The following is a 20,862-nucleotide window of genomic DNA, read 5'->3' on the forward strand; positions in this document are numbered from 1 at the left end:
GTTACAAAAACCGCCGAGCAGCTTGAAGAAACGTGAATTTACCCTAGCCAGCCAGCATTTTATACAATAACTCCCAAGGGGAAACAAAGCGTATCCTATTTTCTTAGATTCGGCTACCGTGAAGTTGCCGTTTGCGATCGCCCTTTCTCATTCCCCTAATCACTTCATTCTGCTAAACCGCTGCTTGTTGTCTCTGATAAAGCGACCAGTACAATCCCTTGCTTTTGAGCAGATCATCATGGGTGCCCTTCTCTACCAGAACCCCTTTTTCCAACACTAAAATCAAATCTGCTTTTTTCAATGGTGCAAATCGGTGAGCAATCAGAAAAACAGTGCGATTGGCTGAAACACGCTGTAGGTTTTGCAAAACTTGCTGCTCGGTTTCACTATCCAAAGCACTCGTTGCCTCATCCAGCACTAAAATTGGAGCTTGCGAAAGAAACAGGCGCGCCAATGCTAACCGCTGCCGTTGTCCACCCGATAGGGCTGTGCCTCGTTCCCCAATATTGGTTTCATACCCATGGACTTGATCACTAATAAAGTCATGGGCAGCCGCTAAGCGAGCCGCTTCAACGACCTGTTCGGCTGTGACATTGGGGTTTCCAAGGCTGATATTGTCAAAAACCGTGCCGTTAAACATGAAGTCTTCTTGCAGCACGACCCCAATTTGTTGTCGCAAAGACACCAAATCTGCGCTTTTAATGTCAAATCCATCGACCAAAATTCGTCCGGATTCCGCTGGATAAAGCCGCTGAATCACTTTAGAAAGAGTGCTTTTTCCTGAACCACTTCGACCGACTACGCCTACGAGCATTCCTGGCTCAACCGTAAAAGAAATCCCTCGTAATACTGGTTCTTGATTGGGGTGGTAGCGGAAAAAGACTTGATCAAATATAACTTGCCCTTGTAAGGGGGGTAGCACTAAGCCAGTGCCTGCTTCGGTTTCGGGAGCCGTGTTAAGAATATCGCCAATGCGATCAACTGAAAGCAGGACTTGCTGAAGCGTTTGCCAAAGCTGAATCAATCGCAGCAAGGGTCCCGTCATGCGACCAGATAGCATTTGAAATGCAACCAGTTGACCAATTGTCAGCTTTTGCTCAATCACCAGCTTTGCTCCAAACCACAGGATAAGCACGGAAGAAAGTTTAGTGAGGAAGTCCGCAATGTTGCCACTGATGTTAGAAGTCGTTGAAGCTTTGAAGCTGGTGCGAATAAATCTGGCAAATAGTCCTTCCCAGCGTTCCCGCGAAACTGGCTCTGCTGTATGAGCTTTAACCGAGTGAATGCCCGTCACCGTTTCAACTAAAAAGGATTGACTGTCGGCACTGCGGTTAAAGGTTTCATTGAGCCATCCTCGTAAAATTGGGGTTGCAATGATGGTTAAAGCTGCGAACAGAGGTAATACTGCTAGCGCCACCCAGGTTAGGGTGACACTGTAATAAAACATGACCGTTAGATAAACGCTGGCGAACACTGCGTCTAAAACGACCGTCATGGCAGTGCCGGTGAGAAAGCTACGGATATTTTCTAGCTCTTGCACCCGTGCAACCGTATCGCCAACCCGTCGTGCCTCAAAGTAGGATAAGGGCAGCCGCATCAGGTGTCGAAAAAGCTGAGCCGAAAGACTCAGGTCTAGCCGTCGTGCAGTATGGGTAAAAACGAACAGGCGCAGTGTTCCCAAAAATGCTTCAAAGAATGCCACCGCTAAGAACGCAAACGCCATGACATCCAAGGTGGACAGACTGCCCTGCACCATAACCTTGTCAATGATGACCTGCGTCAAAATTGGACCTGCCAAACCCAAGATTTGCAGGGTGAAAGAGGCTAACAGCACTTCACTCAGGAGTTGGCGATAGCGCCAGACGGCTGGCAAGAACCAAGATAAGCCAAAGCGTTCTTGCTTTTGAATCGTTTCAACTTGCCATAGTTGCCCGTCCCAAACCGTTTGGATAATCGAACGAGGAATGCTTTCGCAGGTTCTGTTGGGGTTCAAGGGATCGGCAATAATTAAGCGATCGCCCTTCGTGCTATAAACCACCACCCAATGAGCCGATCCCTTAGACGCATTATTTTGAAACGTTGATGATGACGTGTCTTGGTCTTGCCACATCATTAGAACGGGATACTCTAGCCGCCGCAAACCCGTCCAATCAATCCCTTGACTACTGCGTAAATCAATATGACGTAACTGCAACCCTACTTTTTCAGCCGCTTCAATCACATCCGCTGGACGTTGACTAGACAGTTGCCGCTGCACCCAATCCAACTGGGTCGAAATTTGCAAATGATTGGCTACCATGGTCAGGCAGGCAGCAGGAGTATTCACACCTGCCACAAAGGGAAAGCCAGTCACAGGCTGGGGGGCGTTATCTGTTTTAGGTTGAAGACGAATTCGGTGAGATGCCCAGTAACTTTCTAACGCTGGAGTAGCGATCGCTTGCCATAGATCGGTTCGCCAAGTTACCAACTCCACATCCTTCTCTGCCGCCCTTGCCTTCCAAGCTCCCGGCAACTCCAGCAAATCTCCCACCCAGTCTCCCGCTTTGAGAATGATAGACTGATCATCTTCAGGCACCAAGCGCACCTTGCCCTTGACGATATACCCTTGCATCCCAGGAGAATCAGTTGCCCAAATGACCTCTCCTAGACCATAGCGGCGAACTTCTGCTTGCTGCTGAAACTGAACCTGTTGGTCTGCATTCAGCAAGCTAAGCGGCGGAGAATTCCAAGGCAGATTGGTGGTGAGATCAGTTGCAATCATGAAGAGTTCCTGGACTAATGCGTTTAAGGGATGGGGGTAACCAGACTTCGTAAGACATCAACAGCGCTACTTTAACAAATGGAGCAAATTAAACAGTATGAAGAAACTCAGAGTGTTACTCGTTCACTTGCAGCTTGACCGTCATCGCTTGTATTTTTTCAGTGAGCCATTTCTCAAATAATTCACCCTGCATCGTTTGCTTGAGTTGGGCATCCTCTAAAGTCGCAGGCAGAAATTGTTCAACCCGAAAAATTGCCCAGTAACTCTCAATTGGCATAGGACCCACCACACTTCCCGGCTCAACCGAATCCAGTGCTGACCTAAGGACATCGGGCATTGTGCCACGGCTCACCGGTCCCATCATGCCATTGGCAACTCGCTCATCTGCCTTGGAGTATTCGCGAGCAAGTTGCTCAAAACTACCGCCTTCAGCAATTTGAGTATGCAGTTCTTCTGCCATTTCTTTGCTTTCTACCACAATGCGCGACAGTACAATCCGATCGAGCATCAACTTCCGTTCAATAAAATGCTCTTGTAGACGAGGTTCGGTCACCTGAGCCTTAAGTTTTTCAAGCTTAAAGCTGTTTTTAATTTGATCATGAAATAAGTCATAGGTTGTGCCATTCCGCACGAGCCAGTCTTGAAACGATTGCTGATCGGTCAATTGATTTTGCAAACGGAAATCAACCGATGCTTGTTCCACCGCAGCAGGGTTAATCTCCAACCCTTCGCGAGTGTTTAATTCTTGTTCTAGAACATACTGGCGCAAAACATCTCCAATAAATACTTGTAATTTTCCGCCCATTTGCAGGTAGCGTAAACATTGCCTCAGCGAAAGAGGCTTTTCGTCCACAATGAGGAGTGCATTTGGTTCTGTGACGTTTGCGACGTTTGCTTCCATGAATCTCTAACTCTGAATTTTTTTTGAGGACTGTCTCGTCTGAAATTATCGCTTTTTCCTGAAGGTTTTTTGCAGACTGTAAGATTTGGTGATAATGAGATTTGGTAATAACTGAAGTAAGGCGCAGACAACTCAGATCGTCAACAGATAGATTGCTTGGGATGGTGTCGAATGCTTAAAGATTTAAGCCTAATGAATGCTGAGAAGAGTGATTAAGGGCGCGATCGCTTGCCTATCTTATAAACTATCAACCGTATGATTTGTCTAAAGATGTAACGAGTTTGAAACATATAGGGCGCGATCGCCTCCTCCACCCCTCTCAAAAAATAAATAGATCTGGAATCCGACCGGGGAACCGGGGTTTATGGCATGATCTAAACAGTGATTATGTAATTTAGATAGCAGAAAGGAATTAATTGGTTATGGCTCTCTACCTTGGCGACACAGTGCCCAACTTTACCCAGCAATCCTCCGAAGGAGAGATTAACTTCTACGATTGGGCAGCCGATAGCTGGGTTGTGCTTTTTTCTCACCCTGCCGACTACACGCCCGTTTGCACCACAGAGCTTGGCGAAGTTGCTAAACTCAAGCCTGAATTTGACAAGCGAAATGTTAAAACCATTGCTTTAAGTGTAGATGACGCAACCTCCCATGCTGGCTGGATTGGAGATATTAATGAAACTCAAAAAACAACCGTAAACTATCCAATCTTGGCAGATGCGGATAAGAAAGTGTCCGACCTTTACGACATGATTCACCCAAACGCCAATGCAAAGGTGACCGTGCGTACCGTTTTTGTAATTGACCCCAGCAAAAAGCTTAGGTTGAGCCTGACCTATCCACCGAGTGCAGGTCGCAATTTTGATGAAATCTTGCGGGTAATTGACTCGCTGCAATTGACCGACAACTACAGCGTAGCCACTCCAGCCAATTGGAAAGATGGCGATGACGTGGTAGTAGTGCCTACAATTCCTACCGAAGAAGCGAGGCAGAAGTTTCCTAAAGGCGTGACTGAAATTAAGCCCTACTTGCGAACCACTCCCCAACCTAATAAGTAACTAGCTCAGGGAATTAGGCGATTGAAACAAAAGGGAGATGCTCATCATCTCCCTTTTTGTTGAGATCTAGAAAAGGCGATCGCTCGCCTTACCCATTTTGGAAAGCAGGCTACAGCGCGATCTCGCTCATCCTCTTCCCTTTATCCCCGCAACTCATCTAGCTTAGTTCGCACCGATTGAACATCCTGCCACATCAACCATTTGGGCTGTCCCACCTCCCGCGATTGGTTTCTAAGCAGATATGCCGGGTGAAAGATTGGCATATACAACCGACCATCCTGCTCAATCCACTGCCCCCGCACTTTAGTAATTCCCTGCTTAATTCCCAGCAAATTCAACAGGGCAACTTTCCCAGTCAGTAAAATAATTTTGGGATCGACCAACCGAATTTGCTCTAATAAGTAGCCTTTGCAAGCTGCTGCTTCCGCCGGTTTAGGATCACGGTTTTCCGGCGGACGGCACTTGACCACGTTACAAATAAACATATCTTGATCGCGCGTTAGCTTGACGGATGCCAAAATCTTATCGAGCAGTTCGCCCGATCGCCCCACAAACGGTCGTCCGGTGGCATCCTCAGTTTGCCCTGGACCTTCTCCCACAATCATGACATCAGCGTTCAAATTGCCTTCTCCCACTACGGCATTCGTGCGCGTATGACCCAGTTCACATCGATAACAGCGGTTGCAATGTTCTTTCATCGCATCCATCGTGGCGTAAGTTCCTACCGGAATTGGAACTTTAGCATCCACTGGAATTTGCTCCGGGTCAATCGGCGGCGAGACAGTTGGGATATTAGATAAATTGAATAGGTCGATTTGGTTTTCGGCAGTCATGACTTGGGAAAATGATTTGATACCTTTGGGTTAGCGTAGGACAGGTCTGAGAATTTTTCCAGTGTCAGTCGGCAGATTCAGACAAACTTAGGCATGATGGAGAAAATCCCACTATTAGGTTGCTGGGGTCACCATGGCTGATCATTCATCGCCTCTGCGTTCAAATCCAACGGTTTTTGCAAATCGGCTGGAGGCAGGCAATTGCTTAGCCGCAGCGGTTCTGGCTATCTTGGAAGCTCAAACGTCAACTAACCCACCTGAGGCAACCGATCGCTTTGTAGTTTATGCGTTGCCAAGGGGCGGAATTGCAGTGGCGGCTCCAATCGCCCAGGCGTTGCATTGCCCACTGGATGTAATCGTGGCAAAGAAGATTACTCGCCCTGAAAACCCAGAACTCGCGATCGGGGCTGCCACATCAAATGGACATGTTTTGTGGCTAACCCAAGGGAAAGTATTTCCTTCTACCCTTTATGAACAAATGTTGCAGCAAACCCAAGAGCGTGCCCAAGCTCAATGGGAACAATTGGCACCGTTTAGTCCGCAGGTCGATCCAACAGGGGCGATCGCGCTGCTCGTAGACGACGGGATTGCCACAGGAATGACAATGGCAGTGGCAGCCCAAGCCCTACGCGCCAAAAATCCGGCTGAGATTTGGATTTGCGTTCCCGTGGCACCGCCAGAGATTATGCCCCAGTTGCAAACTTGGAGCGATCGCGTGGTGGTGCTGGCAACTCCTCAACCGTTTCAAAGTGTCAGCCGATTTTACAAAGAGTTTCCCCAAGTGAAGATGGAAGAGGCGATCGAGTGTTTAAGAAAGAGGAAAGAGCTTGGGTAGGTGTTTCTTTTAGGTCTAGCCAATTGTTGCTGGCTGCATTATCCTACAGGTAGTTTTGCAGAATTTTGTATGAGACAATGGCGTGCCTGGTGGCGTGGGTTGGAGATGACGAGTCGATATAACCCGCCCCAACTGGTAGAAGCGGTTATGTTGGGCTTGTCCCTAGCGCTTTGTGCAGCATGGTGGGTTCGGCAAGATTGGCAGTATTTGACCCTGTGCCTTAGCTACCTATTTGGTGCGATCGCCTCTATTTTGGTGCGCGAGTGTGTCATGCCTTCACCCCACACAAAGCGGGTGCGCCTCACCGCGATCGCCTGTTTTTTGGCGCTAGCTTCCGCCGCCGGGTTCTATTTTTTTCAAACCCATCTAATTTAGTGAGCGGCTATTCCTGGGACAAGCAACGTCACGCTTCGCGCGATCGCCTAATCTTGTCCTTTACCAGGTTCATCCTCAAAGAGTTGAACCGAATCCTAGCGAACTGTAAACCTATCTAAAAGGTGGGAGAGATTTTGATATTGGCTTGGAACGAAAAATTAGCCTTAGCCGTCTCAAGATCTCAATACAATTGCGCTACGTTTTAGTTTTATGCTGCCAAAAAATATAAATACTCGAATCTTGCTTTTGCCCGTGCTGTTCGTGGGGCTGGCTTCTGCAATTGGCTCCATCTCTGCGGTGAATGCGGAACTAACTCAAACTAAACCGTCATCTAACGAGCCACTGAACCAGGTGAAGCCAAGTCCAACTCTAACTTCTGCCCCGACGGCGGCGATCGAATCAGTCGATTTCTCTGCCCCTTCCCAGCGAACCCTACAAAAAACCGCAGGGTTTTCAGCCGATGGACGCTACTTTTTATATTTAGAAAGCTGGCGAGATTTAGGGGCAGGAATTCCCAAATCAGCACTACACATGGTAGATGTGACAAAGAATGCCTGTGTTGAGGCAGGCTGCGTGGAAACTCAGTATGGTGAAGTTGATGCGGGGTTAAGTTTGGAAGTAGCGGAAAAGAATTTACTGAAACAAACCCAAGCTCTACGAAAAAATCTTCAGCTAGAGGCTCCGGTGGCTGGCACGAGTTTGCCCGTCACGCAGCGATCGCGCACTCCTGACGGCACCGAAACAGCCACCGTGGATCTAGGAACAGGCAAACCCGCGATCCAAATTCGGTTGCAGCAAAAAGCCACAGTTTCATCCATGTTTGGGGGCACTGCTCAAAAAGATCAGGCATTTCTGCAAATGCAAGTCAACTATGGCGGGAAAACAAGGGCGCTTGGTTTAAGTCAAGATGAGACGGTCGATTTTTCCATCCGCGAAGTGGTGCTATCTCCCAACGGCAAAAATATTGTGGTGCTGCTAACTTCCACTCAACGCGCTTTTGAGGGCACTTTGGGTAAAACTCTCGTTCAGGGGTTTGAGCTATAGGAGCAGGTTTCAGGTGCCGGGTTTCAGGTGCCGGGTTTCAGGTGCCGGGTTTCAGGTTTTAGGAGTATGGGGTGCGTTTTTAAACTCCGCACTCTGCACTCTGCCATTGCCTAACTGCCTGGAACTTGAGTGGATAGACTGCCTTTCATTTCGCGGATTAGTTGGGCGTAGGTTTCTGAGGGGCGATCGCCCAAATGATCTTCCACGATGCGATCGCTGCCCTGGGTAAAATCGATCGAAAGCAACCCAAATCGCGGCGTATACGATCCCCACTCGTAGTTATCCGTTAGCGACCAGTGCATATAGCCCACCATCGGCACGCCTTCTTTGATCAAGCGCTCTACTTGAAACACATGGGCTTTCAAAAACTCGCTGCGTTGTAGTTGATCCCCGCGACGAGATGCCACGCTGTTATCGGGTTTGCGCCGTAACGCCATGCCGTTTTCTGCAATCAAAATCGGATAATTGCCAATTTCCTGAGCATAAAACTTACAGAAAAAATGCAACCCTTCTGGCAAACTGCGCCAATCCCACCATTTGCTGGTGATGCCACTCATCAGCCAGCCGCGAAAATCTTTCGTCTCAAACTCAAAATCAGAGAATGAGGGCAAGCGAAAAACATGGGCAATAAAAGGATCGTAGTAATCAATCCCAATGAAATCGAACACTTGGGCGCGGGGTGAGGCTTCCAGTTCTTGCAAAAAGCTGCCCAAGTGACGCGCATCAAAGTTACGTCGTCCCAAACGATTGCCAAACCAGTGAGCAAAGCGCCCCAGTTGATAGGGCAAATCTCGCCGAAACGAAAGATTAGCGTTTTTTAGCGCGGCTTCCATTCGTTGAGCGTTAGCGTAGACGTAGGCTTGTAGTTCAGTGGGGTTCACCGATCGCAGCCGCAAACTGAGCAAATCCCAAATGACTTTTTCAGACCAGTAGAGATCACTGCAATAGGTGTTGAGCGATACGCGGGGAGTTACCCAATCTTCGGCTTCATACAGGTCGTGAATTAGGTTGTAAGCCCGTACATGAGCCGCTAGTAAATGGTTGTAGGCGGGAAACACCGACCCGATCCCCACCATGGAATCGGTGGGAAACTGTCCGCTGAGGTAGGTGTTGGAAACCAAAATATTGGGTTCGTTGAGGGTGATATACCAGTGGATTGGAGCAAGCTGATGATGGTCAATCAGGCGACGGTTAATGTGAGCAACGGTGGTTTGAACATACTCGCCAAAGAGATTGATAGTGTCTTCCGCTAGCCATGCATCCAATCCCAGCCAAGCGGGATGGGTGAAGTGATGCAGGGTGATTATCGGTTCCAATCCATAGCGACGACAGGCAGCAATGCGATCGGCATATCCATCCAATGCTTCTAAGTCAAATGCTGGAATTGAATCAGGCGATAGTTCTGGGGAAGGCTGAATCCGCGCCCACTCTAAACCCAACCGAAAGGCAGTTAGCCCCATGTGATGGCAGGCTTGAAAGTCTTCTTCGTAGCGCGTCCAAAATTCTGCGGCTGCGCCCGTTTTCATCACACTGCCGCGCTGCTCACTGAGAAACCAATTGTTTTTAGGTTCTCCTTCGCCGTTGTAGCCGCCTTCAATTTGATAGCCGGATGTTGCGACTCCCCAGAGAAATGTCTCTGCTGCTGTAGGGAGAGCGGAATTAAAATTACTCTGCATGGGCGATCGCGTTTGATTCTATTTCACTTGTTTCTAATTCACTGACTTCTAGCGTCTGCATCACCCGACGATCGCGAAGATCATTCAGGATGTGTTCGGCGATATTGAGTGCCGCCCGTGGTTGCCCTAGCTCTAAGGCTGACTGATGCATTTCGGCAAGGCGATCAGGGCGCTTCAACAGATATTGCACGGCAGGTGCCACCATCTCTAACAATCGTAGCTGCACTCCCGCACCCGCCGCCGCAATCACATCGGCATTTTGCTCTTCTTGCCCAGGAATGGGGTCTACAATCACCATGGGGGTGCCTCGCGCCAAAATTTCGCTGGTAATTAAGCCCCCGGCTTTGGTCACTACCAAATCACTTGCCACGACTAAATCATCGACATAATCGATCTGTTCCAGTTTCCACAATTGGACATAGCCGCTATTGGTCACCTCTTCCAGCGCTTCCGCTAATTTTTCATTTCGTCCAGCCACTACGATTAAAACCATAGGCAATGGACTGGTCAGCAAATCGACCACCATTGATTTGACCCGGCGGGGATTCAAGCCGCCCCCAAATAAGGTGATGACGGGGAGATGATTGGGCAAAGAGTGACGAGATCGCGCTTCTTCCCGCGTTCTTGGCTCCATAATTTCCAGCTTGACCGGAATCCCCGTCACATGCAGCACTGCCGGATTGACACCCCGCTGAATCAGCAAATTGGCGCTGAGACTATTGGGTAGAAAATAGCCACGCACGCCGTGATTAATCCAAGTACTATGGGCGATCACATCTGTTACTACAACATATTGTGGTTTTGCTGTGTGAGCATTTTGCTCCAAAATTTGCAACAAACGGCTAGGAATTTGCTGGACACAGACGATCGCATCGGGATCGAACTCTTTGAGCAACTGTTCCAAATCTGCAAAAAAGGGACGCTCTAGTTTTGCCCAGGTTAGGTTGCTGTCAAGGGATTTTTCCAGATCGCTGATGTCGCTCCCTTCATAAAAGGCTTTGTACAATTGGGGAGCCTTTTCGCTCAATTGCTTATAAGCTTGCGTCACCGCACTTCGGTAAAGCGGATTGGCATAGCTCAAGGCATCTTCGCTACGAACTTCCACCTCTGAAATGCGCTCAAATGCATTACATAATGCTTTCGCTGCATTCAGGTGTCCCGCTCCTAATGAAGCATGTAGGATCAAAATTCGCGTCATAAATTCCCTTGCAGCTTGAATGTGGCAAGACTGTTGCTAGTATGACAGCGATCTTTACATGCTTTACTTAGTTTCTCAAGCTAATTGAGTCGTCCAATAGACGGATTTTTACAAGCTTCAGATAAGTAAGAAAATTGAGTTGCTCAAATGCTGGGCTGAATCGCTTTTTCTTTAAGAATATCCTGGCAAAATTAAAGGATTCAACTTGAAAGGCTCCTCTTTTAGAAAACTCTTTTACAAGAAAATAAACCTTAAACTTAATCAAAGGCTAGAGGCTTAAAGTTGAAAGTAAAAATGTCTGCAAAGCGATTTCCTTGGGCATCTTTAGCCTTACTCATGGTTTGCTATGCCAGCTTTGGTTGGTATCTTGCAGGATTGCCTTCCCCAAAGCCCACCTGGTTAATTGCGGAATGCTATCAGATGATTGGCGAGCCGATGCTCACTGAGCCACAAGCTCGGCAGGAACCCACGGGGATGCAAAAGCGATCGCAATCCTCAAGCGCTGTCAACCCAGAAGTATCTCCAATGCCCAATGGAAACAAAGCCTCCAAAACACTAACACCTCAGCCTAGCAACCTGTGTCAGCTTGCCCTTGTCCACAATTTATTCACTGCCATCTTAGCCATTAGCTGGATCATCGTATCCTCCATTGCATTCATAGCGCCTCTGACCAGCTTCAGCGCTTTTGTCAACCGTTGGTTTCGTTCAGATACAGTCGCATTCACTGCCATCTTTTTACTCGCAGCCTTGGCAGCCGTCATGCTGTATTGGCTGCATGTTTTTACCCAAATTCTGACAATTCTAGCGGCTGAAACCCTAGCCCGAATTGACCTGCAAACAAGAGACGTGAATGGAATGCAATCCTTTTGGCTATTAACAACCGTTTGTCTGATTGGTTTAGGGTTTGGTTGGAGCTGTAATACAATCTGGTAAGGGCAAATGACAAAATTGGAAAAGAGCGAAGATGGAAATAGAAAAGCAGCCTTAGCGGCTGCTGAGTTTGTTAGTGCATGAGGTGAATGATTCTACTGTAGGATACGATCGTGCCAAAACCGATTTGGTTACTATTTTAGATACGATCTAATGAAAATAGACACTCTAAGGATTGGCACAACCTTGAAACACGCCTGTTAAAAATTTCGCAATACTAAGCACACAAGCGTTTAACTGTACCTTCATGCCCTGCGGTAGCTCGACTGCGGGGCAATTTTATTTGCAGTTTTGCTGTAGACGGAGGGCGATGCTTCAGCGATCGCGTCTATTTCAAAAGCCGAAAAATAAATGGGTAGCGGAATGGTTGATCGGGAGTGTTGAGACAATGAAGAATTGCCCAGCCTGTCAAACCCCAATGAATTAACCACCAAATCCCATTAGCTAATCCAAAGGTGATGAACGAAAGAGGAATCAGAATGATTCCGTAAAGCCAAACATTGAAGTGAAAATTAATCGCTTCTCTGGCATTATCTTTCACGACAGGATCATCAGAAACATTTAAAATCGCAATCGGAATTAAGATGGAGATGAAGGTAGCGCTGATAAAAATTGACCCGTGAGCCAATGAGGATAGAAGCTTGCGCTTATCAGAATCAAAAGTATTAGGAGTTTGCATAAAGCACCTTACATTCACTTGGGCTGCACTACATTGCTACTATACTGCGATCGGCCAAGAGCCGCGATCGCAAAAACCCACCCCAAATTAGCGAGGTTTCCGTAGAGCGGCTAAAACAGATCTCTTCGTAACCAGACCCACACCTTGCACCAAAGTTCACTTCAACAATCGATAAATAAAAGGATACCGATAAGGTTTATTTGGCTCGCTGACTGAGTGAACGATCGCAATAATGGGCAAAACAAAACTGGCAATGCCCAACAAGATTAAAAGCGGAAATCCAATGACAATAAATATTAGCAAGGCGAAAACTGCCGCATAGATATAAAGATTAAAGTGAAAGTTAATCGATTCTTTCGCGTTATCTTTAACGACCGAATCATCTGACATGAATAGAACCGCGATCGGAATCCCAATTGAAATCACCGTGGAGCTAAAGAAAATGGCTCCGTGAGACAAAGCAGACAATAGTTTACGACGTTGAGTCAAATCGTCCATAGTGAGTATTCAATCCATACGGTGAGAACTGTGAAGACAGCAAATTTGTGCTAGGCACTGCTCACATATGGTTTAGTCTAACTTTATTCTGATCGGGTTTCATCCAATAAATTCTTGCCCTTGTAGCTCTGTTTAAGGTGCTGCTAGACTTGATATCCTATCGGATAAACTCCGGTTTTCAAGATTTACCTATCCGGTGAATGAATGTCCACTGAAATCCAGGCTGAATTGCAAACCCAGGTTGAGCGTCGCCGTAACTTTGCCATCATCTCTCACCCAGATGCTGGTAAAACCACGTTGACGGAAAAGCTGTTGCTGTATGGAGGTGCGATTCACCAAGCCGGAGCCGTCAAAGCTCGGAGAGCGCAGCGTCATGCCACTTCCGACTGGATGGAAATGGAGCAGCAGCGTGGCATTTCGATTACGTCTACCGTGTTGCAGTTTGATTACAAAGGCTTTCAAATCAACTTGCTGGATACGCCGGGTCACCAAGATTTTAGTGAAGACACCTATCGCACCCTTGCCGCTGCGGATAACGCAGTCATGCTGATCGATGCTGCAAAAGGGTTAGAGCCACAAACCCGCAAGCTGTTCGAGGTTTGTCGGTTGCGCGGCTTGCCGATTTTTACGTTTGTGAACAAGCTCGATCGCCCTGGCAGGGAGCCGCTGGAACTGCTGGATGAAATTGAGCAGGAATTGGGTTTAGCCACCTATGCGGCAAATTGGCCCATTGGCATGGGCGATCGCTTCAAGGGCGTGTTTGAGCGCAGCACCCAGAAAATTCACCTGTTTGAACGCAGTGCCCATGGGCAAAGAGAAGCCGTAGACACCATGATTGACTTCGGCGATCCCCGGATTGAGCAGTTGTTAGAACAAGATTTGTATTACCAATTCAAAGATGACTTGGAACTGCTAGAAGGCGTTGGCTCAGAACTGAATCTGGAGGAAGTTCATGCTGGCATGATGACTCCAGTCTTCTTTGGCAGTGCTATGACCAACTTTGGGGTCGAGCCATTCCTCAATGCCTTTTTAGAGTATGCCCTTAAGCCAACGCCTCATGTGAGCAATCAAGGCGAAATTGAGCCAACCTATCCCGATTTTTCAGGGTTTATCTTCAAGCTTCAGGCAAACATGGACCCAAAACACCGCGATCGCGTTGCCTTTGTGCGGGTGTGTTCTGGCAAATTTGAAAAAGATATGACCGTCAATCATGCCCGGACTGGAAAACTGGTGCGCCTCTCTCGTCCGCAAAAGCTATTCGCCCAAGATCGAGAAGTGATTGAAACTGCCTATCCCGGCGATGTGATTGGCTTGAACAATCCCGGCGTATTTGCGATCGGCGATACGATTTACGTGGGTCAAAAGCTGGAGTATGAAGGCATTCCTTCGTTTTCTCCAGAACTGTTTGCCTACCTGAAAAATCCGAACCCATCCAAATTTAAGCAATTTCAAAAAGGCGTGCAGGAACTGCGAGAAGAAGGTGCCGTGCAAATCATGCATTCCGCCGATGACTCAAAACGAGAACCGATTTTGGCAGCGGTGGGGCAGTTACAGTTTGAAGTAGTGCAATTTCGGATGCAAAGTGAATATGGGGTGGAAACCACTTTGGAACTGTTGCCCTATTCCGTAGCGCGGTGGGTAGTAGGTGGCTGGGAAGCCCTTGAAAAAGCAGGGCGGCTGTTTAACACGGTGGCGGTGAAAGATAGCTGGGACCGTCCGGTGCTGCTGTTTCGCAATGAGTGGAATGTGGGGCAAGTGGAAGCGGATCACCCGGAGTTACAACTGAACGCGATCGCCCCCGTAGTTTCTGGGAGAGAACCTGCTTCATTGTAGAGGTATCCTTATAAGGTTCCAAGTGGGAGTCCACCTTATGACTTCTTCTCAGTCGTCGTCTACCAATTCTGCCGAACTTGCTGATTTAGAAGCGGGATTAGCCGCATTCAAACAAGAAGAGTATTCCACTGCGGCGCTGCTGCTGGAAAATTCGCTCTCCCTGTCGGTTGATCAATCCTTGGTTGCACGGGCACAAATGGCGCTGGCGATCGCCTATGAGCGATTGGGCGAAACCGATCAAGCGGCGCAAGTATGTCAACAGCTACAGAATAGTTCCAGTGAGCAGGTGCAAACCTGGGCAACCCGCACTCTAGGCAGTTTGGTCAAACGCCATCCTCACCTAGCATCCTTAACCCCTATCCCTGTCACGTCAGAAGAGCCAAGGTTTTCAGATTTAGACGGTTTAGATTCCTCAATAGATCGCAGTGGCTTTGTGCCATTACCATCACCCACGTCGGCTAATCCAGCGGCTACAGTCTCTAGCCAAGCCTCTAACCAAACAGGGTTCGTTTCAATCAATCCTGCATCCAATCTCTCTAATACCGCTTCATTCCCCATCGGTTCGACTTCTACTTCACTTCCGCCAATTTCGGCACCCCCTGAAGCGCCCGTTGAACCATCGGTAAATCTTTATCAACCCACTTGGCGTAATGCGGGACGGGCAAAAAACTGGAAGCCTTTAGGAAAAGTAAAACGGCTTCAGTTAGCGGCGATTCAAATCGTGACGGCGATCGCCCTCTTCGTCGGCATTCAGCAGCTACTTTACTGGGTGTTTGCGTCTTACGAAACGATGCTGGTTAGGCTGTTGCCCCGACTGGGATTTAGTATTGTGCAATCGGGTGAACCGAGATGGACAGGTGCTTTTACAGCGGTCTTGCTATTGATTGTCTTGGCAGGCTCCCGCTGGATTTTGGATGGGTTACTGACAATCCTCTACGGTTTGCAGCCCTTAACCTTACCCAAATTGGCAGGCTATAGCCCTGAAACGACCCAACTCTTACCTCGCTTTTGTCGCCAACATGGAATTTCTCCGCCAGCGCTAGGAATTTTACCTACCCAGACCCCGATCGCGTTCACCTATGGCGCAATGCCTGCGATCGCCCGAATTGTCATTAGTCAAGGATTGCTAGACCAACTTGCAGATGATGAAATAGCGGCTATTTATGCCAGCGAATTGGGACATCTTGCTAATTGGGATGTGCCGCTGATGTCGGTGGCGATGGTGATCCTGCAAATTCCCTACACGCTTTATCGAGTCGTGGCAGATTGGGGCAGCAAAAAGACCGCTGCTGTTTCACGCGCCTGCGCCTCGTTGATTGCCGCCGCCAGTTATGGACTTTATTGGCTGTTACATTGGATTCCGCTCTGGCTATCGCGGCAGCGAGTTTATTACAGCGATCGCGTGGCGACTGATCTGACGGGTAATCCCAATGGCTATACCCGCGCCCTGCTAAAAATTGCGATCGGCACGGCTAAAGGTGTGCAGCAACAACAGCAAACTAGCTATCTGCTCGAAGGATTTGATCTGCTGATGCCTCTTGGTCATCGCGCCGCAATTTCGTTAGGCAGTTTGCATTCTCACCTGCCGATTGAGCCAATATTACACTGGGAAAGCACCAATCCTTACCGCCAGTGGTTAACCATCAATAGTTCTCATCCGACTACGGGCGATCGCCTGCAACTGCTCTCACTCTATGCCCGTCATTGGCAGCTTGATCCCGAATTGAATTGGCAATCGATGCCAGCCCAAAAAACACGACCCTCGGCTTTAACGGGTCACCAATGGCGCAGCTTGCTCTTTCAAGGCGCACCCTATTTTGGGATAGTTTTCGGGGTGTTAAGTGCCTATCTGCTTTTCGTGATTGGCGGAATCGGTAAACAGCTTAACGTGGAAGCGATTAGCTGGATGGCAGGCGATCGCACCCTGTTACGCGGCTTACCATTTGTAGGATTCTGCATTGGCACCATCATTCGCATCAATCCCTTTTTCCCAGAGATTCGCCCCGTTTCGCTAAAAGCATCGGCTCCAAGCCTTCCGTTAGCCAACGCAATTCAACAGGCTCATGCTTTGCCAATCAACAGCCAAACGGTTCGTCTAGAAGGACGGATACTGGGTCGCAGTGAAATTGATAATCACCTCAACCAAGACCTGCTTTTAGAAACTGCAACTGGGATGGTTACACTTCATTGCACTTCGCGCTTTGGTTTTTTGGGCGATTTATTGCCCAAAACGACTCGTCCAGCAGATCTAGTCAATCAAACCATTGTGGCAACGGGATGGCTACGACGAGGCACAACAGCGTGGCTAGATGTAGACACATTGCGAAGTTCGAGTGGACGAGTGAGTCAAAGCGCTCATCCAGTTTGGTCTACCGTTGCAGGCGCGATCGCGGCACTCCTCGGCATCCTGACCATTCTAAATATTTAGCTGTGCATCCCCATTCTTAGCATTTGCTCAACATCGAATCGGTTGGGATACAAATCAAATTATCACCTTGGGTGCAAATCATCCCCTTTTGCCGCAGTTTGCCCATTAGCCGGGTCACAGTGACGCGGGTAGAACCAATTGCACTACCAATTTGTGCATGAGTCAGAGGAAAAGGTAGACAATAGCCATTTTCGGAAGGTTCCCCAAACTCTTCTATCAGCAGGGTTAGAAAGCCCAACAGCCGATCAATCGTGCGTCGCTGCCCTAAAGTGCTAAGCCAAAGCAACTTACGTTGATGTTGATAACGAAACGCATCCAGAACTTCTCGACGAAAGTGCGGCCAATTGTCTAGATCGTGCCAATACATCCACAGAACAGAAGTTTGATCAACATGAGCATAGCTTTGTAACGTAAACGGGGACTGCGCCACAATCTCAAAAGGCTGACCTGCTCCCACAAATCCTAGAAATGCTTCCTCAGGGGTCACGTTTACGGTTCGGGCTATGTTGCTGGTCGCATTCACTTGAGCACTACCGACTAAGCGCACCGCACCCCGCTGCACCAGATAGAGCAATCCGGGTCTTGCTGGAATTTTTTCATCTTTAGCGAACGATCGCACCCGATAGTGTTCCTGCGACCAATCAATGATTCGCTGCCAGGTTAAAAATGGACGTGATGCCTCTGAAATATTAGAAGATACTGAGTACATAGGTACAAGGCTAAGATGAACAGCAAACGTTTAAGATTATTTTTTAGCTGACTCTGCGAAGATTCTCTACAGGGAGAAATTTTACTCTTTGGTCATCAGTGTAACTCTACTCCTCTCTTGTAACCTTTTAGAACTATAAAATGTGTGTTTAGGTAACCGCAAAAATATATCTGTCCAAGGAACCCTGCTTAAACATCATAGGAAAACAATCGTGGGCGATAGAGTTTTGGTCTTGCCCACAGCGACGAGCCAGCAATAAATGGCTTAATAGACTAGTGACATATAAACACTAGTGCCACATAAACTATCTGCTCACTAAAGAGTAACCCTAGAAACAAGAAATTCGCTATTTCAACGAGTGCTGTAGTGCAGGTTACACTTTGTTCACCTAAACAATTGTTGCAAATAATACTACAGGAAGCTTTTCTGTGCCAGGAAATTCCTGTAGAAAAATCATTTTCTGGTCTTCATCCTACTCATCTCTGCTTGCTAAAAAGTAGGGTGCAAAACTCTAAAAGCTTGCTGAAACCCATTCCAAAAAAAGATCAGCTAGCTTATCTATCAGCCATTTCTCATCAAATATGTGTCTATGCAAATATGAGTTCTGTGATGGTGGCAAATAGTTTGGCGGCACAGCTATCTACCTACATATCTGATCACACTTATTTTCAAATTCCTGCCGGGTTATCGCCGACCTTGCTAGATCATATTGATATTCAAGCAACCTCATCCGGCTATCTGGAATTTAGACTGGATGATTGGGCGATCGCTGATTGGCTCACCTGCCTAACCCATCCTATTACCCCACTGTTTGTTTTTGCGGATCTCCAGTCTTACCCAGCCAAAGGCTTACACCCCAGCCTGTTTTCAATTCAACATGCTCACGCCCGCTGCTGTTCATTGCTACGTCTTGCAGCCCAACAGCAGATAATTGGGCTGAACTGGCAGTCGCAACCTTCCCAAGGGCAATGGACACAGCCAAACCCAATCTCTTGGTTAACCCCAGAGCAACAACTTTGGGTGAGTCATGTTTCAGAGCGCCAGTTAATCAAGCAATGCATGATCCTATTGGATGAACTCCCCTGGCAAGTTGATAGTTCACCCGAAAACAGTCAAGCTCCATCGCTGAAGCCATCTCGAATCGTAGCACTTGCTCAAAATTTGGCTGAAGCATTTAGTACAATGCATCGGCAATGCCAGATTTGGGGCGCGCTGGAGAAGGCGGGACGCGATCGCCAGACTGCCCACTTAGCAATTATTCTGGTGACTCAAAGATTGCTGCACGGGCTTTTAACGGGGCTGGGCGTTAGTGCGGCTGAAGAGTTGTAGAAAACTGAAGCTAGTACTCTCACCATCTAGAAAATCAACAAAATCTTTCTAAAGATGATTAATTTCTATAGCTTTAGCATGATGTGTTGAGAGCATTCCCTAGCGGAAAATATCTCAAGAGAATAAAAGCAATAATTACGGTTATCCGTACCTGACACATTCTTAGTCTTTCATTAAACATGTCGGTAAATACACTTTACTTTTTTAACAAACATTTTCTCTTTGCAACACTTAGCAATAGTGCCCTGAGAAATTTATCGCTTTGAGAAATTAAGCTAATTATTAATTAGGAGGTATTCATGCGAATTGCACAAATAGCACCCCTTTGGGAACAGGTTCCACCCGCTACATATGGGGGTTCAGAATTGGTGGTAAGTCTACTCACGGAGGAATTAGTGCGGCGCGGGCATGAAGTTACTCTATTTGCCTCTGGCGATTCCACCACGACTGCCAAGCTCGAATCAGTTCACCCAAAAGCACTACGGCTTGACCCATCCATTAAAGAAGTGGGCATTTATGAAATGCTTCAGTTGAGTCAAGTCTATGAACGGGCTAACGAGTTTGATGTCATTCACTCCCATATGGGCTGTGCTGGGCTACCCTACGCTAATCTGGTGAAAACGCCCACCGTGTATACCTTGCATGGTATTTTCACGCCCGACAACGAAAAAATGTTTGTTCATGCCCGTCGCCAGCCGTTCATTAGCATTTCTAACTCTCAACGGGAACCCAGGCTCAATTTGAACTGCGTGGCAACAGTCTACAACGGAGTGGATACGTCGGCTTATCGATTTTATCCCAAACCCATTGACCCGCCCTATTTAGCGTTTTTGGGTCGGATGTCCCCAGAAAAGGGAACTCACATCGCCATCGCGATCGCGAAAGCTACAGGATGGAACCTCAGAATCGCCGGTAAAATCGATCCGGTTGATGTAAAGTACTTTGAAGAAGAGATCAAACCTCACATCGACGGTACGCAAATCCAATTTTTGGGCGAAGCAAATCACGCTCAGAAAAACGTTCTTCTAGGAAATGCAGTGGCAACGCTGTTTCCCATTACCTGGAGAGAACCGTTCGGCTTAGTGATGGCTGAGTCTATGGCAGCAGGAACGCCCGTAATTGCGATGAATTTGGGATCTGCGCCCGAAGTAATTGCTCATGGCAAAACCGGATTTTTGTGCCACACCGTAGATGAATGCATCCAAGCATTAAGCAAAATTGACACGATTGATCGGCAAGCCTGTCGTCAGCATGTGGAAACCAATTTTAGCGCTAAGCGAATGACGGATGGCTATGAAGCCGTCTATCAAAAGGTTTTGGCAGAACGCTTCGCTCAAAATGGTCGCTCGTTGGTCAATGTCTTGAAATAACTCAACGTTTTGAAATAGCTCAGCATAATAAAAAGCAGTGAACGGAATCGCTCACTGCTTTTTACTTTAAAACAACAAATTGTTGGTTTCCGATTAAGTTATTCTGCCGCAACTAGCTCAGGTGTGACAGATTCGGATGCGATCGCTGCCGCGACTGGATAAACGCTCACTTTCTTGCGTGTTTTCCCCAGTCGCTCAAAGGTCACAACGCCTGCAATCAAAGCAAACAAAGTATCATCGCTGCCGATGCCGACGTTGTTCCCAGGATGATGTTTGGTGCCGCGTTGACGCACCAAAATGTTGCCTGCTTTAACCACCTGACCGCCATAGCGCTTAACACCGAGGCGTTGAGCGTTAGAATCGCGCCCGTTGCGTGTACTGCCTGTCCCTTTCTTATGAGCCATA

The 20,862-nt window shown here is 47.8% G+C and carries 18 protein-coding genes; 9 read left to right on the forward strand and 9 right to left on the reverse strand.

Translation table 11 applies throughout. The annotated features are described in order from the left end of the window. Positions 1-172: 172 nt before the first annotated feature. Together AC1S5B_RS02905 and AC1S5B_RS02910 are read right to left on the reverse strand one after the other, a co-directional pair. A complete protein-coding gene (locus AC1S5B_RS02905; RefSeq protein WP_482034221.1) occupies positions 173-2,761 on the reverse strand; it encodes a type I secretion system permease/ATPase in 2,589 nt (862 codons plus the stop codon). A 115-nt stretch (positions 2,762-2,876) separates the two neighbouring features. Then, positions 2,877-3,662, reverse strand: coding sequence for a peptidylprolyl isomerase (locus AC1S5B_RS02910; RefSeq protein ID WP_482034222.1), 786 nt, complete (start codon positions 3,660-3,662; stop codon positions 2,877-2,879). A gap of 422 nt (positions 3,663-4,084) precedes the next feature. On the opposite strand from AC1S5B_RS02910, the gene AC1S5B_RS02915 reads away from it, so the two are divergent. Next, on the forward strand, positions 4,085-4,720 hold the full coding sequence (locus AC1S5B_RS02915; protein WP_482034223.1) for a peroxiredoxin: 636 nt from the start codon (positions 4,085-4,087) through the stop codon (positions 4,718-4,720). 140 nt (positions 4,721-4,860) lie between these two features. Here AC1S5B_RS02915 and AC1S5B_RS02920 read toward each other — a convergent pair whose 3' ends face one another. Next, positions 4,861-5,553 (reverse strand): uracil-DNA glycosylase, encoded by a 693-nt coding sequence (locus AC1S5B_RS02920; RefSeq protein ID WP_482034224.1) that lies wholly within the window; start codon positions 5,551-5,553, stop codon positions 4,861-4,863. A 133-nt stretch (positions 5,554-5,686) separates the two neighbouring features. Here AC1S5B_RS02920 and AC1S5B_RS02925 point away from each other — a divergent pair, with 133 nt between their 5' ends. The 3 genes from AC1S5B_RS02925 (at position 5,687) to AC1S5B_RS02935 (ending at position 7,807) form a co-directional block, all read left to right on the forward strand. Continuing rightward, positions 5,687-6,388, forward strand: coding sequence for a phosphoribosyltransferase (locus tag AC1S5B_RS02925; RefSeq protein WP_482034225.1), 702 nt, complete (start codon positions 5,687-5,689; stop codon positions 6,386-6,388). A gap of 69 nt (positions 6,389-6,457) precedes the next feature. After that, the gene (locus AC1S5B_RS02930; protein WP_482034226.1) at positions 6,458-6,763 is read left to right on the forward strand and encodes a hypothetical protein; all 306 of its coding nucleotides are present in this window, start codon (positions 6,458-6,460) and stop codon (positions 6,761-6,763) included. 210 nt (positions 6,764-6,973) lie between these two features. Then, a complete protein-coding gene (locus AC1S5B_RS02935) occupies positions 6,974-7,807 on the forward strand; it encodes a DUF2259 domain-containing protein (RefSeq protein ID WP_482034227.1) in 834 nt (277 codons plus the stop codon). 110 nt (positions 7,808-7,917) lie between these two features. On the opposite strand, the gene AC1S5B_RS02940 is transcribed toward AC1S5B_RS02935, so the two are convergent. Continuing rightward, positions 7,918-9,483, reverse strand: a complete 1,566-nt coding sequence (locus AC1S5B_RS02940) for a glycoside hydrolase family 1 protein (protein WP_482034228.1) — start codon at positions 9,481-9,483, stop codon at positions 7,918-7,920. Continuing rightward, positions 9,473-10,681, reverse strand: coding sequence for an MGDG synthase family glycosyltransferase (locus tag AC1S5B_RS02945; RefSeq protein ID WP_482034229.1), 1,209 nt, complete (start codon positions 10,679-10,681; stop codon positions 9,473-9,475). The genes AC1S5B_RS02940 and AC1S5B_RS02945 overlap by 11 nt, the downstream gene beginning before the upstream one ends. Before the next feature lie 294 nt (positions 10,682-10,975). Between AC1S5B_RS02945 and AC1S5B_RS02950 the strand changes: the two genes are divergently transcribed. Next, positions 10,976-11,614 carry a hypothetical protein gene (locus AC1S5B_RS02950; protein ID WP_482034230.1) on the forward strand — a complete coding sequence of 213 codons (639 nt, stop codon included), beginning with the start codon at positions 10,976-10,978 and terminating at the stop codon, positions 11,612-11,614. A 325-nt stretch (positions 11,615-11,939) separates the two neighbouring features. On the opposite strand, the gene AC1S5B_RS02955 is transcribed toward AC1S5B_RS02950, so the two are convergent. Then, a complete protein-coding gene (locus AC1S5B_RS02955) occupies positions 11,940-12,290 on the reverse strand; it encodes a DUF4870 domain-containing protein (protein WP_482034231.1) in 351 nt (116 codons plus the stop codon). A 156-nt stretch (positions 12,291-12,446) separates the two neighbouring features. Then, entirely contained in the window at positions 12,447-12,788 is a 342-nt protein-coding gene (locus AC1S5B_RS02960; protein WP_482034232.1) for a DUF4870 domain-containing protein, read from the reverse strand. 204 nt (positions 12,789-12,992) lie between these two features. Here AC1S5B_RS02960 and prfC point away from each other — a divergent pair, with 204 nt between their 5' ends. Together prfC and AC1S5B_RS02970 are read left to right on the forward strand one after the other, a co-directional pair. Then, positions 12,993-14,621, forward strand: a complete 1,629-nt coding sequence (gene prfC, locus AC1S5B_RS02965; protein ID WP_482034233.1) for a peptide chain release factor 3 — start codon at positions 12,993-12,995, stop codon at positions 14,619-14,621. 37 nt (positions 14,622-14,658) lie between these two features. Beyond that, positions 14,659-17,049 carry a M48 family metallopeptidase gene (locus AC1S5B_RS02970; RefSeq protein WP_482034234.1) on the forward strand — a complete coding sequence of 797 codons (2,391 nt, stop codon included), beginning with the start codon at positions 14,659-14,661 and terminating at the stop codon, positions 17,047-17,049. A 16-nt stretch (positions 17,050-17,065) separates the two neighbouring features. Here AC1S5B_RS02970 and AC1S5B_RS02975 read toward each other — a convergent pair whose 3' ends face one another. Further along, a complete protein-coding gene (locus tag AC1S5B_RS02975; RefSeq protein ID WP_482034235.1) occupies positions 17,066-17,758 on the reverse strand; it encodes a Crp/Fnr family transcriptional regulator in 693 nt (230 codons plus the stop codon). Between the two features lie 597 nt (positions 17,759-18,355). Here AC1S5B_RS02975 and AC1S5B_RS02980 point away from each other — a divergent pair. Both AC1S5B_RS02980 and AC1S5B_RS02985 read left to right on the forward strand, forming a co-directional pair. Then, the gene (locus AC1S5B_RS02980) at positions 18,356-19,087 is read left to right on the forward strand and encodes a DALR anticodon-binding domain-containing protein (protein ID WP_482034236.1); all 732 of its coding nucleotides are present in this window, start codon (positions 18,356-18,358) and stop codon (positions 19,085-19,087) included. Between the two features lie 299 nt (positions 19,088-19,386). Further along, a complete protein-coding gene (locus AC1S5B_RS02985) occupies positions 19,387-20,457 on the forward strand; it encodes a glycosyltransferase family 4 protein (RefSeq protein WP_482034237.1) in 1,071 nt (356 codons plus the stop codon). A gap of 98 nt (positions 20,458-20,555) precedes the next feature. Here the strand turns inward: AC1S5B_RS02985 and rpmA are convergent, their stop codons facing one another. Next, on the reverse strand, positions 20,556-20,861 hold the full coding sequence (gene rpmA / locus AC1S5B_RS02990; protein ID WP_482034238.1) for a 50S ribosomal protein L27: 306 nt from the start codon (positions 20,859-20,861) through the stop codon (positions 20,556-20,558). Position 20,862 lies beyond the last annotated feature (1 nt).

The sequence above is a fragment of the Leptolyngbya sp. CALU 1928 genome, from assembly GCF_056784215.1.

Bases quoted from the DNA above. Each gene is read 5' to 3' on its own strand.
- AC1S5B_RS02905 (WP_482034221.1), bottom strand. From the start codon at position 2,761: ATGATTGCAACTGATCTCACCACCAATCTGCCTTGGAATTCTCCGCCG.
- AC1S5B_RS02910 (WP_482034222.1), bottom strand. From the start codon at position 3,662: ATGGAAGCAAACGTCGCAAACGTCACAGAACCAAATGCACTCCTCATT.
- AC1S5B_RS02915 (WP_482034223.1), top strand. From the start codon at position 4,085: ATGGCTCTCTACCTTGGCGACACAGTGCCCAACTTTACCCAGCAATCC.
- AC1S5B_RS02920 (WP_482034224.1), bottom strand. From the start codon at position 5,553: ATGACTGCCGAAAACCAAATCGACCTATTCAATTTATCTAATATCCCA.
- AC1S5B_RS02925 (WP_482034225.1), top strand. From the start codon at position 5,687: ATGGCTGATCATTCATCGCCTCTGCGTTCAAATCCAACGGTTTTTGCA.
- AC1S5B_RS02930 (WP_482034226.1), top strand. From the start codon at position 6,458: ATGAGACAATGGCGTGCCTGGTGGCGTGGGTTGGAGATGACGAGTCGA.
- AC1S5B_RS02935 (WP_482034227.1), top strand. From the start codon at position 6,974: ATGCTGCCAAAAAATATAAATACTCGAATCTTGCTTTTGCCCGTGCTG.
- AC1S5B_RS02940 (WP_482034228.1), bottom strand. From the start codon at position 9,483: ATGCAGAGTAATTTTAATTCCGCTCTCCCTACAGCAGCAGAGACATTT.
- AC1S5B_RS02945 (WP_482034229.1), bottom strand. From the start codon at position 10,681: ATGACGCGAATTTTGATCCTACATGCTTCATTAGGAGCGGGACACCTG.
- AC1S5B_RS02950 (WP_482034230.1), top strand. From the start codon at position 10,976: ATGTCTGCAAAGCGATTTCCTTGGGCATCTTTAGCCTTACTCATGGTT.
- AC1S5B_RS02955 (WP_482034231.1), bottom strand. From the start codon at position 12,290: ATGCAAACTCCTAATACTTTTGATTCTGATAAGCGCAAGCTTCTATCC.
- AC1S5B_RS02960 (WP_482034232.1), bottom strand. From the start codon at position 12,788: ATGGACGATTTGACTCAACGTCGTAAACTATTGTCTGCTTTGTCTCAC.
- prfC (WP_482034233.1), top strand. From the start codon at position 12,993: ATGTCCACTGAAATCCAGGCTGAATTGCAAACCCAGGTTGAGCGTCGC.
- AC1S5B_RS02970 (WP_482034234.1), top strand. From the start codon at position 14,659: ATGACTTCTTCTCAGTCGTCGTCTACCAATTCTGCCGAACTTGCTGAT.
- AC1S5B_RS02975 (WP_482034235.1), bottom strand. From the start codon at position 17,758: ATGTACTCAGTATCTTCTAATATTTCAGAGGCATCACGTCCATTTTTA.
- AC1S5B_RS02980 (WP_482034236.1), top strand. From the start codon at position 18,356: ATGAGTTCTGTGATGGTGGCAAATAGTTTGGCGGCACAGCTATCTACC.
- AC1S5B_RS02985 (WP_482034237.1), top strand. From the start codon at position 19,387: ATGCGAATTGCACAAATAGCACCCCTTTGGGAACAGGTTCCACCCGCT.
- rpmA (WP_482034238.1), bottom strand. From the start codon at position 20,861: ATGGCTCATAAGAAAGGGACAGGCAGTACACGCAACGGGCGCGATTCT.